Genomic DNA, 17,050 nt, shown 5'->3' on the forward strand with positions numbered 1-17,050 from the left:
TAAAGAAAATTTTAACTGTCAGCCAATTGCTTATCTTTTTCTATTTTTAAATACTCTGAAGGGGTCATGTTAAATTGTTTTGAGAAACATTTTCTAAAATGCTTGGCATCATTAAATCCCACTTCATAAGCTATTTGCTTAATGGTAAATTCTCCTGATTGAATCAGTTGTGCACTTCGTTCTATACGTATAAATCTTATAAATTCAGAGCCAGACATATCTGTAATAGCTTTCAATTTTCTATAAAATGTAGAACGACTCATATTCAATTCATCTGCCAAATCATCGGTTTGAAATTCGGAATTGGTAAGGTTTTCTTCTATTTTGGTGATAATCTTTTTAATAAACTCTCCTTCAAAAGGCGTAATTTGAATTGCACTCGGACCCAAATTTACCTTTTGCGTAAATAACTCTTTTAATTTTTTTCTTGATTCTAGTATGTTTTTAATGTGAGATTGAAGAACTTGAGGGTTAAATGGTTTTGATAAATACACATCGGCACCTTCATTAATACCTTTTATTTGTGCAGACGAATCAGATTGTGCAGTTAATAAAATTACAGGAATATGCGATGTTCTTTGGTCTGCCTTTAATTTATGGCAAAATTCATAGCCATCCATTTTCGGCATCATCACATCACTAATCACAATATCAGGGATGGTTTCAAAAGCTTTTACAAGGCCTTCATCACCATTAAAGGCACATATAGTTTGATAATTGGGTTTTAATATAGAAACTAAATAATCATTCACTTCCAAATTATCTTCTACTACCAGTACAATCAGTTTTTCGGTATCAGATAAATCGCTGTTTTCTATAGCTAATTCTTCTTCTGGCTCAATAAAAAGTTCGTCGGGTTTGGTAATGGCTTCAGTTGCGTTATTTATAATATAATTTGATTTTAGCGGTAACAGAATACAAAATTGGCTTCCTTTATTTTGTTCGCTTTCTACGGTGATGGTCCCTTTATGTAGTAAAACTAAATCTTTTGTAAAAGCAAGACCAATACCTGTACCAGCAAATTTACCAGCCTCGGCTTTAGCAACTTGATAATATCTGTCAAAAATTTTATCCATTTCGCTTTCGCTGATGCCTTTTCCAGTATCACTTACAATAAGCTTACAATAAGGTAATTCTTGATGTAAAACTGTTTCTACATTTAATTTAACAGTGCCACCTTTTGGTGAAAATTTAAAAGCGTTAGAAAGCAAATTATACAAAACAATAGTCATCTTTTCTTCATCAAAATCAATAGTAATTTGTTTGTCGGATGCACTAAAATGAAATTTGATATCTCTTCTTTTGGCTTCATTACTAAATGATGAAAAAATCTCTCTGCTAAAAGAAACAATGTTAGATTTAGTTTCATTTAGCGTTAATTGATCAGATTCTGCTTTTTGGAAATCAAGCAGTTGCGTCACTAAATTCAGCAATCGCTTTGCTTGGTCTTGTACATTTGTTACTGTTTTTTTTACGCCATTATTCAACTCCTGATTTCTGGATAAATCATCAAGAGGGCCAATCATAAGCGTTAATGGAGTACGAAATTCGTGAGAAATATTTGTAAACAGTTTAGATTTAATGTCTGTAATTTCTCTTTCTCGCTTTAGGCTGATATTAGCCATTTCTAACTTGTTTTTTAGCATTACCCTGCCTAAACCAATAGATCTGGATAGCCATAAAAGAAATAAGAAAATAGAAATGTAAATTAAATAGGCCCACCATGTTTTCCAAGGTGGTGGCAAAACTGTAATCTCTAATTGTGCCCCTTTACTGTTCCAAATATTATCACTGTTAGAAGCTTTTACTTCTAAAGTGTAATCTCCAGGAGGCAAATTGGTATAAGTTACACTTCTTCGGCGACCGGCATTTACCCAGTTATCTTCAAAGCCCTTTAAGCGGTAAGAATATTGATTTTTATCTGATGCATGATAATCAAGAGCCGCAAATGCAAGCGAAAGAAAATCTTGTTTATAATTAAGCGTAATATTTTTAGTGGCAAATAAGGCTTGAGTTAAAGGTGCGCTTCCTTTTACTTCTTCTCCCACACTTACTGAGTTGTTGTTGATGAGTATATTGGTGAAATAAACAGGTGGTAAAACCTTATTTATTTTAATACTATCAGGGTGGAAATAGGTAATTCCTTTAATCCCTCCAAAATAAAGCACACCTGATGGATCTGCGTAAGCTGCGTTTTCTGCAAAAGCATTAGACAATAAGCCGTCTCTTATATCATAATTCTTAAATTCTTCATTAATTGTATTAAGACAGGTAATTCCTTTATTAGTACTGATCCAAATTCTAGATTTTTTATCTGGTAAAATGGCATGTATATAATCGTTTGGAAAATTATCATTAGCAAAATAATTCTTAAAGGTGATTTTGCCGCTTTTTTCTATTATTTTATTTAAACCATTTGGTGTGCCTACCCAAATATCTCCTTTTTGATCTTGAGCAATACTAATCACTATACTATTACTAATAGATAAGGAATCGTTAATTTGATGTTTAAAACTAATAAAGCTGTCGTTTTTTCTATTGTAGAGGTGTAGGCCGTTAAAGGTTCCTATCCATAATTTTCCGCTTTTATCGTTAAAAATGGAGGTAATGCGTTCGCTTTGTAATTTTCCAGGTAAGGAAGAAAGAGGGTAACGTTTAAAAAGTGGATCTCCGTTTTCTTTATATCCTATCACTCTGTTTAAGCCGTTTTCTTGAGTTCCTAACCAAATTACCCCGTTTTTATCTTTAATAATACTGGTGATTTTATTCCCACTTAAGCTGGTTTCATTGTTAGTTGAAACAAAATGATTGGCTTTATCGGTTGGTTTTAAGCCATCAATAATAAATAGCCCGTTAACAGAACCAATCCATAATTTATTCTGATTTTGATAAACGGTATTGACTCTAAAAATATCATTACTAACAGAAGGCAGGTTTACTTTTTCAAAACTTTTTCCATCAGCAGAATACTCTAAACCACCATCTTTTGTGCCCACCCATAAAGCTTTGTTGCTGTCTTTTAAAATAGAAACAATGTGGGTATTAATTAAGCTTTTAGGGTTGTTATTTTGATTAGTAATGTTGTTAAATTTTTTCTTTTGAGGATTTATTCTGTAAATACCTCCTTCTGTACCAAACCAAATTACTCCCGAACGATCTTCTTCGATACTTAAAATAATTTTGTTAATATAATTCAGGTTATCTGCTGATGAAAATGAATAGCGTGTGAATTTTTGGGTAATAGGATTAAATTTATTTAAGCCACCACCCCAAGTACCTACCCATAAATTACCAGATTTATCAAATAAAACCCTGTAGGTGTTATTGATACTTAGGCTATTGTTGTTTTTTGAATCGTAAACAAAACGTTTAAAAGATTTATCAGCGTAATTAAATGCTATTAATCCTTTACCCCAAGTACCAACATATAAGGTGTTTTTTAATTTATCAATACTTAATGAGGTAAGCGTAACGACTTTAAAATCAAATTTTGTTTCAAAAATGAGCTTATTTAGAGAATTATAATGCCTTAAACCATCGGTGGTAGCAGTCCATATTCCACCTAAATCATCAGCAGCAATATCATTTACAATACTTTTATCTATTTGCTTAAATCCCTTATTTTTGTGATTTAAATAATAAAATCCTTTAGAAGTGCCTATATATACATCGCCATTAAAAGTTTCATAAAGTGAAAATACGTCTAACACCCCAACTACATTGGGTATAACATAACTGGTAATACTATCTTTAAGAAAATTATATTTATTTAAACCACCAGTTTTGGTTCCTATCCAAAGGCATTCTTTACCGGCAAACATGGCCTCTACTGCTTGGCTAGATAGGTTATTGGTAGAACTTGGCTTATTTCTTAACAGCTTTAAATTGTAGCCATCATATTTATTAAGTCCGCCTCTGGTTCCAAACCATAAAAAGCCATATTTATCTTGTTTAATTGTAGTTATTTCATTGTTTACTAGTCCATTATCTATAGATAAATAAGAATTAATATTTTCTTGCGCCCAAACTTTAGGAGCAAAAAATAACATGAATAAGTGTAAATAAAAGTAATAATGTATGTGTTTTAACATCATCTTTTAGATGGGTAATTTCTATTTAATTATTAAGGACTATAAAGAGTTACAAGGCGTAACCTCAGTTTGGTTTATTATTGGTTTATTTTAAAATAAATATAGTTAGAAATTTAGCTAGCTAAAATATTTATTTGCACTTTTTTATATCATAATTAAGAAAAGGAATATCGCTATTAATGCAATATAGATAGCGTACTCATATCGGTTTAGTTTCATTGTTTTTGCTTGTATTTTTTATAATCAATATTCTAAAAATCAAAATGATTAATTAGGATTCTAAAAATTTATTTCTTCAAATTTAGCGATATACTCAACATACTTTTCCTCACAATAAATGTATCAATAACTTATTAGTTGAATATGTAAAGCTAGTTCAAAATGGGGGGACAAATCATTCATAATAATGCTCATTTAGTTAATATTGGTTTATATAGACCCTTATTTTGAAATATTTAGACCTGTTTGTTTTAAATCTTATGTAGAACTTCAACTTTTAGAAATTATAACCTAAATAATGAAACTACAATATCGGATGCTGTATTTGTTGGGTTTACTGTTGTGCCTTAACATAACAACTATAAGAGCTCAAACCAAAGTTTTAAGTGAAGAGGAGTTACTTTTAAAAGAAGTAGAAATGAAATGGTTTAGAGATGCCAAATTTGGCATGTTTATTCATTGGGGTTTGTACTCTATAATTGGTCAGGGTGAATGGGCAATGTTTAATAAAAGGATAGACGTAGATGAATACGCTAAATTATCAGAACAGTTTAGCGCTCAAAAGTACAATGCTGATGCTTGGGCTGCCGTTGCCGAAGAAGCCGGGATGAAATATATGGTGATGGTGGCTAAACATCATGATGGTTTTGCGCTTTGGGATAGTAAAGCTAGTACCAATGGTTTTAATAGTGTAAATAGTGCGGCAAAAAAAGATTTTGTTGCTGAGTATGTTACTGCCGCTAAAAAAAGAAACCTTAAAGTTGGTCTATATTATTCGCCTTTAGATTGGCGCTTTCCTGGGTTTTTCTTTCCTGATATGTACAAGAAAAGTGCCGAGGAAATGAAAACTCAAACCTACGGACAAGTAAAAGAACTGCTAAGTAATTACGGACAAATAGATTTGCTTTGGTATGATGGTGGCGAAGATACTTGGTTAGGCCACGGAGGAATAGAATTTGGCGGTTCATCACCTAGTTGGCATGTTAGACCAAAAGATAAGCCTTATAAAGGAGCATTTTCTTGGGAACCACTTAAAATGAATAGCATCGTTAGAGAATTGCAACCTAAAATAGTGATTAACCCAAGAAACGGTTGGAAAGGCGATTTTGACACTCGTGAACAAGTAGATGGTGGAATGCAAACCGATAGACCATGGGAACGCTGCTACACTATTTCTAAAGGTGGTTGGGGTTGGAAACCTAATGCTGTAGTTTGGCCTTTAGACTCTTTGGTAAAGAAATTGGCTAAAGTGGTTTGTATGGATGGGAACTTACTTTTAAATGTTGGACCAAATGCAGCCGGAGAAATAGAGCCTGAACAAATAAGTCGTTTAAAGGAAATGGGAGCGTGGTTAAAAATTAATGGCGAGAGCATTTATGGAACTCGTGGTGGCCCAATAGCTTATAACGAGAATTGGGGCGGTGCAACTATAAAAGGTAATATTATGTATCTCCATGTGATGAAATGGCCTAAAAATGGAAATCTAGAAATATCTTACAAAGGACAAAAAATAGCTAAGGCAAGTTATTTGGCTTCAAGTGATAAGGTTAAATTTTCACAAGACCCAGAAAAAATTATAATTAATACACCTACTCAAATTCCTAATGGTATTGATACTGTTATTAAACTTCAATTAAAATGATAAAAAATATTTTTTACTGTTTATGCTTCCTTACATCATTTAGTACAAGCGCAATTGCTCAAAACATAACAGCAGCCAGCATTTTTGGCGATAATATGGTTTTGCAACAAGGTATAAATGCACCTATTTGGGGGACTTCTAAACCTAACCAAGATCTTACCTTATCTTTTGCAGGTAACACTCTAAAAACAAAGTCTAGTAAAGATGGGAAATGGATGGTAAAACTCCCAAAACTTAAAGCTGGCGGTCCGTTAAAGATGGTGATCACATCTGCTCAAGATTCGCTTGTTTTTAAATATGTTTTGGTGGGCGAAGTTTGGTTGGCATCAGGGCAATCAAATATGCAAATGAAAATGGCCGAAATTAACAATGCTCAAAAAGAGATCAATGAAGCTAAATTTAATAAAATCAGGTTTTTTAATGTGGCACTTAACATTAGTCATCAACCAATAGAGCAAGTTAAAGGAAGTTGGAAACTTTGTAATCCAGAAAACGCCAAGCAATTCTCGGCAGCAGCTTACTTTTTTGCCCGAGATTTGCATTTAGACCAAAATGTACCCGTAGGTATTATTTCTGCATCATGGGGAGCAACTCCTTCAGAAGCATGGACATCAAGCGAAAGCTTAATCAACCATCCCGATTTTAAAGATTCGGTAAAACGATACCAAAAATTAGAAGCAAACTGGGAATTGCTTTACAGCGATTTTTTGAAAACTAACGAAGCCAGAAAATCAGATAATACCATTAAAGCACCAGTAATGCCTGTACAAAAGAACTATCCAACGGCATTATATAATGCCATGATAGCTCCAATTGTGCCTTACGGCATTAAAGGTGTGATTTGGTATCAAGGAGAAAATAACTCAACCAGAGCTGTACAATACCGAAGCTTGTTTCCGCTATTGATAAACGATTGGCGAAATAAATGGAATGATGAAAAAATGCCATTCATTTTTGTACAGTTAGCCAACTTTAGAGTTAGAAATGAAGAGCCGATACCTACGGATAGTTGGACTATGTTGCGTGAAGCACAAACTATGGCATTAAAGTTACCATATACAGGTATGGCTGTGGCTATTGATATTGGCGATGCTAAAGATATTCATCCAAAAAACAAGCAGGATGTAGGGAAAAGACTCTACTTAGCTGCTAGTCATGTTGCTTATAATAAATCTGTTGTTTACTCTGGCCCCATTTACGATGGAATGATTGTCAATAAGGACAAAGCAGAGGTAAGTTTTAAACATGTTGGAAAAGGTTTAACTAGTAATGATGGACCGTTAACTGCATTTGAAATTGCTGGCGCAGATAAAAAGTTTTATTGGGCTGATGCCGAAATTGTTGGAGACAAAATAGTTTTGAGTAGTAAAGAAGTGAGCAAACCTGTAGCGGTACGTTATGCTTGGTCAACTAACCCAGCGGCTAGTTTATTTAATAAAGAAGGCTTACCGGCATCTCCATTTAGAACAGATGACTGGTAAATAAATGGGTTCAAAATCAATGATCGAATTAAGAATTTATTCATTACAAAACATCAAATTGTGAACAAAAACTATCCATATTTAACTGTTGTAATTATTGGTTTATTAGCTATTTCATCATGTAAACCAAAGCTAAAAGTTGCTGATAATAAGGTTAAACCCAATATTATTGTGATTTTGATAGACGATGCCGGTTATGCTGATTTTGGTTTTATGGGTTCAAAAGACCTCAAAACTCCCGAGATTGATCAATTAGCTAACAGCGGAGTTATTTTTACTGATGCGCATACCAGTTCTACAGTTTGTTCGCCATCTAGAGCGGGCTTAATTACAGGAAGGTATCAGCAACGTTTTGGTTTTGAGTGTAACGGAACTGGCGATAGTTTAGGTTTAGATGAAACTGAAATAACCATGGCTGCGGCTTTAAAAAATAAAGGCTATAAAACCATAGGCATTGGCAAATGGCATTTAGGTGATAAAGAACAATATCTACCAAATAACCGTGGTTTTGATGAGTTTTATGGCTTTTTAAGTGGTTCTCGGAATTATTTCCCAAGTCCTCAGCAAGATAATCCAAAGAACATTAGTGCGCTAAGGCACAATAATAAAGCAATAAATTTTGAAGGTTATTTAACCGATGTTTTAGGAGATGCTGCGGTAAATTACATAGAGCAATATAAGAAAGAGCCATTTTTTATGTATCTCTCATTTAACGCTGTGCATACGCCTTTGCAAGCAAAGCAAAAAGATTTAGATAAATTTAAAGGTCACCCAAGACAAATGTTAGCCGCCATGACATGGTCTTTAGATGAGAACGTGGGTAAAGTGATGAAGAAACTAGGAGATGAAAATTTGCTGGAAAATACCATCGTTTTTTTCTTGAGTGATAATGGTGGTGCAAACAACAATCAATCTACTGTTTTCCCTTTAAAAGGATGGAAAGGAAATGAATTTGAAGGTGGGCATAGGGTTCCGTTTGCGGTAAGTTGGAAAGGACATTTTCCTGCTGGAGTCAAGTCTGATAAGTTAGTCTCCTCTTTAGATATTTATGCTACTGCTTTGGCTTTAGCCGATACTAAAAACCCTAACAACAAACCCATTGACGGAAAAAGCTTGGTTCCTTTTACGGATATCAACAAATTAGCTAATACACACGAAACGCTTTTTTGGCGTAAAGATGAAGCTGCTGCTGCCCGTATTGGTGATTATAAATTGATTAGATTAAAGAATGAAGAAAGCGTATTGTATAATCTAAAATCAGATATTGGCGAAACCAAGGATTTATCTAAAATTGAAGTTAAAAAGCACCAAGAATTGCAAAAAGCTTTAGCTGATTGGGAGAGTAAAATGGTGAACCCTTTATGGATAGAAGAACCCGATTGGACAAAAATTACTTACGATATTCATAAAGCTTTAATGAATAACCAAAAACCTAAAAAGGTGCAACCTTGATGGTTTGATTGATCTGATAATTTTAATAATTTAAGTAACCCCATAATAATTTAAATATATGAAAAAGTACATTTTATCAATTGCTTTGCTGTTAGCTGTGGCTACAGGCACATTTGCACAACAAGTAGCATCTGCAGAAGAAAGAGCCAAATGGCTTACCGAAAACTCTACAAAAGGTATTACACTTACCCCAGAGCAAAAATCTAAGATTTATGCTATTGGTTTAGAAAGAGCAAATGCAGTAGATGCTTTAAGAGTTGAAGCAGGAGAAGGTAAGAAACCAGATGCAGTGAAAATGAAAGCAATAATTCAAAAATTTGATGCTGGTGTATCATCAATTTTAAGCGATGAGCAAAAAGCAACTTTAAAAGCTAAAGCTGAAGAAGCAAAAGCTAAAAAAGCTGCCGCTGGTAAATAAGCAAAGCGACAATCATTTTTGTGAAAAACACAAAATCCCCTTATCTTGATTTAAGTGATCCTGAAAAAGGATCACTTAAATCTTGTTTTCAAAAGGCATTTAAGTGACCCTTTCGGACCACTTAAACGAGTAGGGATTTGATTCAGCTTATTTTGAAGGATTAATATTATTTGGAAATATAGGTTCCTAATTTATATTTTATTGGTTTAAATTTCCATTTTGACTAATTTTAACTTATAATATTGAATAAGGTATTCACATGGTAGGATGGATGCTCAAAAAAGCAAATTTCAAACGTTGTTTGAACAAAATATTCAAACAACAAAATAAACAAGATTATGATAGCAATTCACCCACATTATATTACTGACAATACTGGTAAAAAAATATCCGCCGTTCTATCAATGAAAGAGTTTGAAACAATTATTGAAGAACTAGAAGAGTTGGAAGATATTAAATTGTACGACGAAAGTAAAAACGACAAAGATCCTGCGATAACTAAAAGTATAGCTATGGCTATGATTGAAGCAGAACGTAAAAAACTAGGCAAATAATGTACGATCTGCAATACAAGAAAAAAGCGATTAAAGCCTTAGCAAAAATTAATGAGCCTTATTACAGCAATATTATTGAAGCTATTGACAGCCTTGCAGAAAACCCTCGACCTTATGGTTATTAAAATTAACAGGCAGAGACGGTTACCGCATACGTGTGGGCACATACCGCATTATTTATGATGTTTTTGATACACAACTTATTATAGAAATTGTTAATGTCGGCGGCAGAGGAGATATTTATGAGGGTTAAAAAGCATGATTAAATTGAGCATTCGTCTGCTATCATGTTTATATTTTCTGCTCATGTTTTTATCTCTTTTAGTATTAGTTAAGAGTAATAAAATTCAGCTACATCCATTAAAACAGCATTTTTAATTTAATGATAAAAAAGCCATTCTGCAAAACAGAATGGCTTTTTTAGGATGTCTTGTCTTGAAATGAGTTGACAAAATTTCTGCAATTCATTTCTTCAAACACAAGAATACTAAAACGCATTTCTTTTGCTCGAAAAACTTACATTGATAGAGATTCTATTTATTACAAGCATCATATTCTTGCGCAATTCTTAAGTAAACTGGTACCCTGAAAATATCATTGGATATTAGGCCTACTTTATAACCATTTTCTTTATCTGCTATCTTTTTGGCTAACTCAGGACAAGCTTTTACTATTTCTGCCATTTTTTTATTAAATGGTGTTAGCTTTAAATCTCCCGTATCGTAAGCTACTTCTTCTCCTGTTACACCAATAAAATGAGTAGTGGTTACGGTATAATCTCCACCAACTACTATGGTAGGTTGGGTCTCATTTTTATAAACCTTTATAAAACTGCTACTTTGTGGGTTAAGCAATTGAGCAAATGTGTTGGGGTTACCCAAAGTTTTAATCTTTATAGCATGATATTGCTTCTCACCAACTATAAAAGACTTGGTATCATCATAATCAAACTTTTTCTCTGTACCATCTACCAATTTAATGCTTACCCTGCGTGGGCTAGATAGGGCGTAATATACAGTACCCGTTAATGTTTCTCCAGCATTGGTCACCACATTACCTTCGCCTTTGTAGTTAATGAATCCGCTTTGCGCAAAAGCAGTTGATGATAATCCGATTAGAATAAATAGATGAAATAATTTTTTCCTCATGTTGTTTTTGTTTTTTAGTATTTGTTAATGTTGATTTCTTTAAAAGGATTGTAATGTCATAATTTAACCGTTTTTAGTGGTTGCCAATCTGGCACAAATCTTAGTTTTCTAAGTTTTAACCAAGGCATGTATGGGCTTTATTTTTCAATAATTCTCGAGATTTTAATCGGTAAGCTTTTTTAAGATTAAAAAATAATTCAAAATAGAAAGCCATTATGAATTTCTCAAAATGGTCTTTCTATTTTACTGATTATCAATTGCTTTTAGCGTATAACTATAAGTGTATTTGTTCTCTAACAATCTATACTGTTTGTGAGGTAAAGCTCCCCAACTATTATCACCACCAACTCCTCGTTGCTTTAAATCAATGTTTAATACAATAGCTTTTGCTAAAGGCACATCTTTTGGGTGTTGATTCTTTTTTGTCAAGCCAGGATCGAGGTTTTCTGTGAGGTAGGGGATAGCACTAAAACTTAGAGGTTGCATACCATTAATTTGGATGCCTGCTCCGTCTTTGTTTTTTAAAGTAATCCATCTGGCATCGGTTTTATAACCATTCTCTTGTGGGCGAATGTAATTTGCCGTAAACTGATTTTCTACCTTATCTTGGTATAAACCTAAAAAAGAAGCGGTATTTCTATCGCTGTAATTTTCCCAAGGGCCACGACCGTAAAATGTTAAATCATTATAAGCTAAAGGCAATTGCATACGCATACCAAACCGAGGTAATTCTGGTAATTTCTTACCATTCATATCAATACTTGATTCTATTTTAATAGCTCCATCATTTAAAATAGTATAGTTTATGGTGTAAACGGCGTCTACATCATTTAATTGATAAACCACTTTTATAGGTAAACCTTGGCTGTTTTTTTCGGATACTTCTACCTTTTTAACTGCTTTATTCAAATGTGCAGTTCGCCAAATGCTACTGATGTTGTACATTTTATTACCGAAATCATTATCAGTTGGTGCTCTCCAAAAATATGGCTCGGGATAAACTTCTAATACCAATTTTCCGTTGATTGCGTAATTGGTTAACATTCCGGTATTGGTATTAAATGAACCAGAAATTTCCCCTGAAGTAAACTTTAAAAGTGCTCCTGATTTTTCGGTTTTTAATTCGCCTGATGCTATATTGCTTTTTGCGAAATAGTTTACCGCATCATAACCAAATTGCTCTCTGGCCATTTCAAAATTTGCTGGAATTAAAGCTGTTGCAGTTTTTGTATGAGCATAAACGTTTAATAAATATTCGTTACCATCATTAAAATCAATAGCGGGTAAGTTTATGGTAATTTGTTTTTCTTGTTGTGCTTCAACTTCGGTAATAAAATTCCCTGATTTAAAAGCTGCTCCGTTTTTAATGATGGTCCATTTAAATTGAAAGGCTGTTAGGTTTTTAAAGCTAAACAGGTTTTGAACGGTTATTATACCTTTTTTCCAATCCTTATTTTTAAATAAAATATCTTGATAAACCTTTTTTACTTCGTATAAACCTGGGTGTGGAGTTCTATCTGCAGCTACTAATCCATTTGCACAAAAGTTTTCATCGTTTTGAAGGTTTAAACCACCTAAATCCCCGCCGTAAGCCCAAAAAGTTTTACCATTGGCATCAGTTGTTTTAATCCCTTGATCAACCCAATCCCAAATAAAACCACCTTGCATGTGCTTGCTGCTCATAATAATATCCCAATAACGTTGAAAATTTCCACTGCTATTTCCCATTGCATGGGCATATTCACACATAATATAAGGACGAGTTTTAGTTTGATCTGCAGCATAAGACTCCATGTAGGAAATGCTAGGATACATTGGACTCACAATATCAGTATTAGATTCTTCCATTGCTTGTTCAAATAGCACTGGTCTGCTGGCATCATTAGTTTTTAACCATTTGTAAGCATCAAAAAATACTTGTCCGTTTCCACACTCGTTACCCATACTCCAAATAATTATGGATGGATAATTTTTGTCTCTTTCAAACATTCTTTCAATCCTATCTTGAATAGAAGGAGCCCAAGATTTTAAATAAGCAGGATGATTAGTTTTATCAAAATTCCCTGGTAAAACTCCCATACCGTGTATTTCTACATTGGCTTCATCAATGATATAAAAACCATATTCATCGGCTAATTTATATAGCATTGGGTCGTTTGGGTAATGCGCTAATCTTATGGCATTGATGTTATTTTGTTTCATCAATTGCATATCCTTAATAATCATTTCTTTATTAGGTACATGGCCATTTACTTCATCATGCTCATGGCGGTTAACACCATGAACGAGCACTTTTTTACCATTTACTAAAAGTTGAGCATCTTTAATTTCTACTTTTCTGAAACCAACTTTACTACTAGTAGCTTCAATTAATTTACCCGCTTTATCTTTTAATGAAATTACTAAAGTGTAAAGGTTTGGCGTTTCGGCAGTCCATTTTAATGGAGATTTAATTTTAGCACTAAAAGCTGAAGTTTTTACAGCGTCAGTAATGTTTTTTGATTGTTCAATTACTAACTTATTATTAGTATCAAACAGTTGAATAGAGGCTTTGTAGCTATTATTCAGCTCCTTTTTAAGGTTAGAAAATTCTACATTAACTTGTAGCAAACCATCATTGTAGGTATTATCTAAATCTGCTTTAGCAAAAAAATCAGCTACACTAAAATCATTTTTAGCAAACAAATAAACATCTCTTTCTATACCTGTTAAACGCCAAAAATCTTGGTCTTCCAGGTAACTGCCATCATGCCATCTATAAACTTGGGCAGCTATCTCATTTTTTCCTTTTTTAAGATATTTGGTGATATTAAATTCTATAGCGGTTTTGCTGGCTTTACTTAAACCAACTTCTTCCCCGTTAATGTACAAATACATGGCACCAGTTACCGATCCAAAATGGATATAGGTTTCTTTACCATCCCAATTTTCTGGTACGGTAAAATCTTTTCGGTAAGTACCTACTGGGTTAAAAGCATGATCTATAAAAGGAGGGTTTTTTGGGAACGGATAAACAATATTGGTATAAATTGGAATTCCAAAACCATTCACTTCCCAATTTCCAGGTACTTTAATATCCTTCCATTTACTATCGTCAAAATTGGTTTGGTAAAAATTTGTTGGACGTTTTTCTGGTTGGTCAACATGGTTAAACTTCCAATCGCCGTTTAATAATTTGTAATTATTTGATGCAGAAAAATCATCCTTTTGCGCATCAGCAATAGTTTGGTAAGTGGTAAAAGTAGCATGAGGTTTTTCTAAATTAATGTTGATAATTTTTTCATCTTCCCATTCTTGATAAGTGAATTTTTTAGGTTGAGCTAATAAATTTTTAAATAGAAACGGCGTAACTACTATGAATAGCAGTAGAATTTTTTTGGTCATTATATTTAGGATATAAGGTGATAAGTACTTGTACAAACATAATAGTGAATGTTTTGTAAAAGGGAGAAAATAGGTTCAATGTGGAGGGGTTAATTAATCAATTACTTCGTTTTTGTAAAATTAAGTCATCATTTAAGCTATTTAAGATTAATTTCGTCACTCATCAAAATCAAAAAAATATTTGATTGGTTACGTCAAAAATATGATCAAAAAAATTAAAAAGGTTATTCTTTTATTTTTCGTTTTAAGTTTATCCACTTCACTTTTTGCACAAACATCATCTATAGAAGGGGTGGTTGTGGATAGTAAAAATCAACTTCCGGTAGATTTTGCAAACATTTCCATTTACACCGTTAAAGATTCGGTTTTACTTAACGGAACCATTGCCAACCAAGAAGGTAAATTTATTTTAAAGAATTTAAAGGCTGGTAATTACTATATAAAAGTTCAGTTTTTAGGGTATCAATCAAAATTAATTTCTGATTTAAACCTTGCTGCAAATCAGAAATTAAATTTAGGTAAAATCAATATCGCTTTAAATCAGCAGTTTTTAAATGAAGTAAAAGTTGTTGGTCAGCAGGTGCAAAGTGTAAATAAGATAGATAAGCAAGTTTATAAGGCAGATCAGTTTGTGGCTGCAAAAGGCGGTACAGCGGTTGATGTAATCAAAAATATGCCTTCGGTATCGGTAGACGGGCAAGGCGAGATTTCGGTAAGAGGTTCTAAAGGTTTTTTGGTATTAATTAACGGGAAGCCGGTTCAAACAGATGCGCAAACCATTTTAAGTCAGTTACCGGCAAATATGGTAGAGAATATAGAGCTGGTTACCGCACCATCGGCAAAATATGATCCGGATGGAAAAGGAGGAATCATCAATATCACTACCAAAAAAGGAGCTGATGACGGGGTGTTTTTTGGGGTAAATTTACAGGGAGGATTGCCTAGTGTAAGAACTTATGGGAATAAAGAAAGTCAGCAGCGTTTTGGTGGCGATGTTACTTTTAGTTACAAGAAAGCCAAATGGGAATTATCTGCCAGTGCCAATTATCTTAGAAATGATAATGCAGGTTACAGAGAAGGCGATGTTTTTACTATTATCAATAACATTAAAACCACTTTTCCATCAAACGGAGAACGCAGTTTTGACAAGTATAATTACGGTGGGAGGTTTAATATCGGGTTTAACCCTGATAAAAACAATGCTTTTTCTATAGGTTTTTTTGCTGGATATAAGTTTCAAGATAGGTTAGCAGATATTGATTACGATAACACCAAAACAAATTTAAGTAACGGACAAGTTATAGGTAGAAAGCAGTATTTTAATTCCAATTTACAAAATAAACAAGGTGATTTTGTGCTAGGAAACTTTGATTATGCACATACTTTTAGCAATAAATCTCAATTGAGTTTTAGTACGCTTTATGAGTTTGCCAACCTTAACGGATCAACAAAAAACAGAAATATTGAAGGGGCAACTATTTTCCAAAACACGTTAAACACCTATAAAAACCCATTAAATGGTTTTAGAACCAAGCTAGATTATGCCATTAACATTGGTAAAGGGAAATTAGAAAGTGGTTATCAATACCGTTTAGATAAACAAGATGGTGATTTTATTTATTCAGAAGCAAATACATCAGGCAATTTTGTAGTAATTCCGGCATTTTCTGGCGAAGTTAAAGCAACCAACCAAATACACTCTGTTTATAGCCAATATGCTGGTAAAAGTGGCAAATTAGAATACATAAGCGGATTAAGATATGAATATGCCAACAGAGATTTAACTATTTCTAGCGATCCTAATCCTCATGTTTTAACTTTTAATAACTTGTTTCCGTCTGCAAATATTCTTTACGGATTAAATAAAGGATGGAAATTTAAGGCAGGAGTAAGCAGAAGAGTACAAAGAACCAATAATTTTGAGTTAAACCCCATTCCAGAAAGAGAACATTCTGAAACCTTGGAGCAAGGTGATGCCGATTTATTGCCCGAATTTATTTACCTGGCCGAAACCGGATTTACAAAGTCGTTTAATAAAGGCTCATTTTTTTCGACACTTTATTTTCAGGATATAAAAAACCCTATACAAAGGGTAAATAGTGTATATGCCGATACCATTTTAAACAGGGTTTTTACCAATGCCGGCAGGGCAAAAAGAGTTGGTTTAGAGGTAGGCACCAATTTAGAACCTACTAAATGGTGGTCTTTTTATGCGGGTGCAAATTTGTATAATTATAATATTGAGGGTACTATTTTTAATAATTCTGTGGAGGTAAGAAATGAAGCTTGGGTTTATTCTATTAATTTAAATACAAATTTTATGCTTTCATCCAGCTTAAGTTTACAAGGTAATTTAAATTATTTATCAAACAGGCCAACGGCGCAAGGTGAAGATTCTAGATTTTTATCGCCCAATACCTCTATAAAGAAAACTTTTTTAAAAGGAAGATTATCTGCATTGCTGCAATGGCAAAACATGGATATGGGTTTTATCAACAGCAACAAACAACGGATAACCACCTTTGGATCTGATTTTTACACCACAACCAATTATATTTACGAAACCGATGTTTTTATGCTTAACCTTAGTTTTAATTTAAATAAACTGACTAAAAAAATAAAATTACCAGGTAGTGAATTTGGCGAGAAAGAATTTTAAAA

10 protein-coding genes and 1 pseudogene are annotated in these 17,050 nt (G+C 33.3%); 8 read left to right on the forward strand and 3 right to left on the reverse strand.

What is annotated here, in order from left to right; genetic code table 11:
• Positions 1–11: 11 nt before the first annotated feature.
• Positions 12–4,094 (reverse strand): hybrid sensor histidine kinase/response regulator transcription factor, encoded by a 4,083-nt coding sequence (locus FA046_RS08180; protein WP_136825890.1) that lies wholly within the window; start codon positions 4,092–4,094, stop codon positions 12–14.
• Between the two features lie 514 nt (positions 4,095–4,608).
• Between FA046_RS08180 and FA046_RS08185 the strand changes: the two genes are divergently transcribed.
• The 7 genes and pseudogenes from FA046_RS08185 to FA046_RS17605 all read left to right on the forward strand — a co-directional run.
• Positions 4,609–5,952 carry an alpha-L-fucosidase gene (locus FA046_RS08185; RefSeq protein WP_136825891.1) on the forward strand — a complete coding sequence of 448 codons (1,344 nt, stop codon included), beginning with the start codon at positions 4,609–4,611 and terminating at the stop codon, positions 5,950–5,952.
• Positions 5,949–7,433: a sialate O-acetylesterase gene (locus tag FA046_RS08190; RefSeq protein ID WP_136825892.1), complete on the forward strand. Its 1,485-nt coding sequence runs from the start codon at positions 5,949–5,951 to the stop codon at positions 7,431–7,433. The genes FA046_RS08185 and FA046_RS08190 overlap by 4 nt, the downstream gene beginning before the upstream one ends.
• 60 nt (positions 7,434–7,493) lie before the next feature.
• Positions 7,494–8,885 (forward strand): sulfatase, encoded by a 1,392-nt coding sequence (locus FA046_RS08195; RefSeq protein ID WP_169303327.1) that lies wholly within the window; start codon positions 7,494–7,496, stop codon positions 8,883–8,885.
• A 58-nt stretch (positions 8,886–8,943) separates the two neighbouring features.
• Entirely contained in the window at positions 8,944–9,303 is a 360-nt protein-coding gene (locus FA046_RS08200; protein WP_136825894.1) for a hypothetical protein, read from the forward strand.
• 338 nt (positions 9,304–9,641) lie between these two features.
• Positions 9,642–9,857 (forward strand): hypothetical protein, encoded by a 216-nt coding sequence (locus tag FA046_RS08205; protein ID WP_136825895.1) that lies wholly within the window; start codon positions 9,642–9,644, stop codon positions 9,855–9,857.
• A complete protein-coding gene (locus FA046_RS17530) occupies positions 9,857–9,982 on the forward strand; it encodes a hypothetical protein (protein ID WP_262709949.1) in 126 nt (41 codons plus the stop codon). Before FA046_RS08205 ends, FA046_RS17530 begins: the two co-directional genes overlap by 1 nt.
• Before the next feature lie 20 nt (positions 9,983–10,002).
• Positions 10,003–10,110: pseudogene (locus FA046_RS17605) on the forward strand (type II toxin-antitoxin system RelE family toxin); the annotation flags it as partial.
• A gap of 280 nt (positions 10,111–10,390) precedes the next feature.
• On the opposite strand, the gene FA046_RS08215 reads toward FA046_RS17605, so the two are convergent.
• Positions 10,391–11,005 (reverse strand): hypothetical protein, encoded by a 615-nt coding sequence (locus tag FA046_RS08215; RefSeq protein ID WP_136825896.1) that lies wholly within the window; start codon positions 11,003–11,005, stop codon positions 10,391–10,393.
• Between the two features lie 243 nt (positions 11,006–11,248).
• Positions 11,249–14,389, reverse strand: a complete 3,141-nt coding sequence (locus tag FA046_RS08220; RefSeq protein ID WP_136825897.1) for a glycoside hydrolase family 2 TIM barrel-domain containing protein — start codon at positions 14,387–14,389, stop codon at positions 11,249–11,251.
• A gap of 202 nt (positions 14,390–14,591) precedes the next feature.
• On the opposite strand from FA046_RS08220, the gene FA046_RS08225 reads away from it, so the two are divergent.
• Positions 14,592–17,048, forward strand: a complete 2,457-nt coding sequence (locus FA046_RS08225) for a TonB-dependent receptor domain-containing protein (RefSeq protein ID WP_136825898.1) — start codon at positions 14,592–14,594, stop codon at positions 17,046–17,048.
• Positions 17,049–17,050: the final 2 nt, after the last annotated feature.

This window comes from Pedobacter cryophilus, from assembly GCF_005116455.1.
Classification (GTDB): Bacteria; Bacteroidota; Bacteroidia; order Sphingobacteriales; family Sphingobacteriaceae; genus Pseudopedobacter; species Pseudopedobacter cryophilum.

Coding starts and splice junctions, on each gene's coding strand:
- FA046_RS08225 (WP_136825898.1), top strand. CDS start 14,592: ATGATCAAAAAAATTAAAAAGGTTATTCTTTTATTTTTCGTTTTAAGT.
- FA046_RS17530 (WP_262709949.1), top strand. CDS start 9,857: ATGTACGATCTGCAATACAAGAAAAAAGCGATTAAAGCCTTAGCAAAA.
- FA046_RS08205 (WP_136825895.1), top strand. CDS start 9,642: ATGATAGCAATTCACCCACATTATATTACTGACAATACTGGTAAAAAA.
- FA046_RS08220 (WP_136825897.1), bottom strand. CDS start 14,389: ATGACCAAAAAAATTCTACTGCTATTCATAGTAGTTACGCCGTTTCTA.
- FA046_RS08190 (WP_136825892.1), top strand. CDS start 5,949: ATGATAAAAAATATTTTTTACTGTTTATGCTTCCTTACATCATTTAGT.
- FA046_RS08185 (WP_136825891.1), top strand. CDS start 4,609: ATGAAACTACAATATCGGATGCTGTATTTGTTGGGTTTACTGTTGTGC.
- FA046_RS08200 (WP_136825894.1), top strand. CDS start 8,944: ATGAAAAAGTACATTTTATCAATTGCTTTGCTGTTAGCTGTGGCTACA.
- FA046_RS08180 (WP_136825890.1), bottom strand. CDS start 4,094: ATGATGTTAAAACACATACATTATTACTTTTATTTACACTTATTCATG.
- FA046_RS08215 (WP_136825896.1), bottom strand. CDS start 11,005: ATGAGGAAAAAATTATTTCATCTATTTATTCTAATCGGATTATCATCA.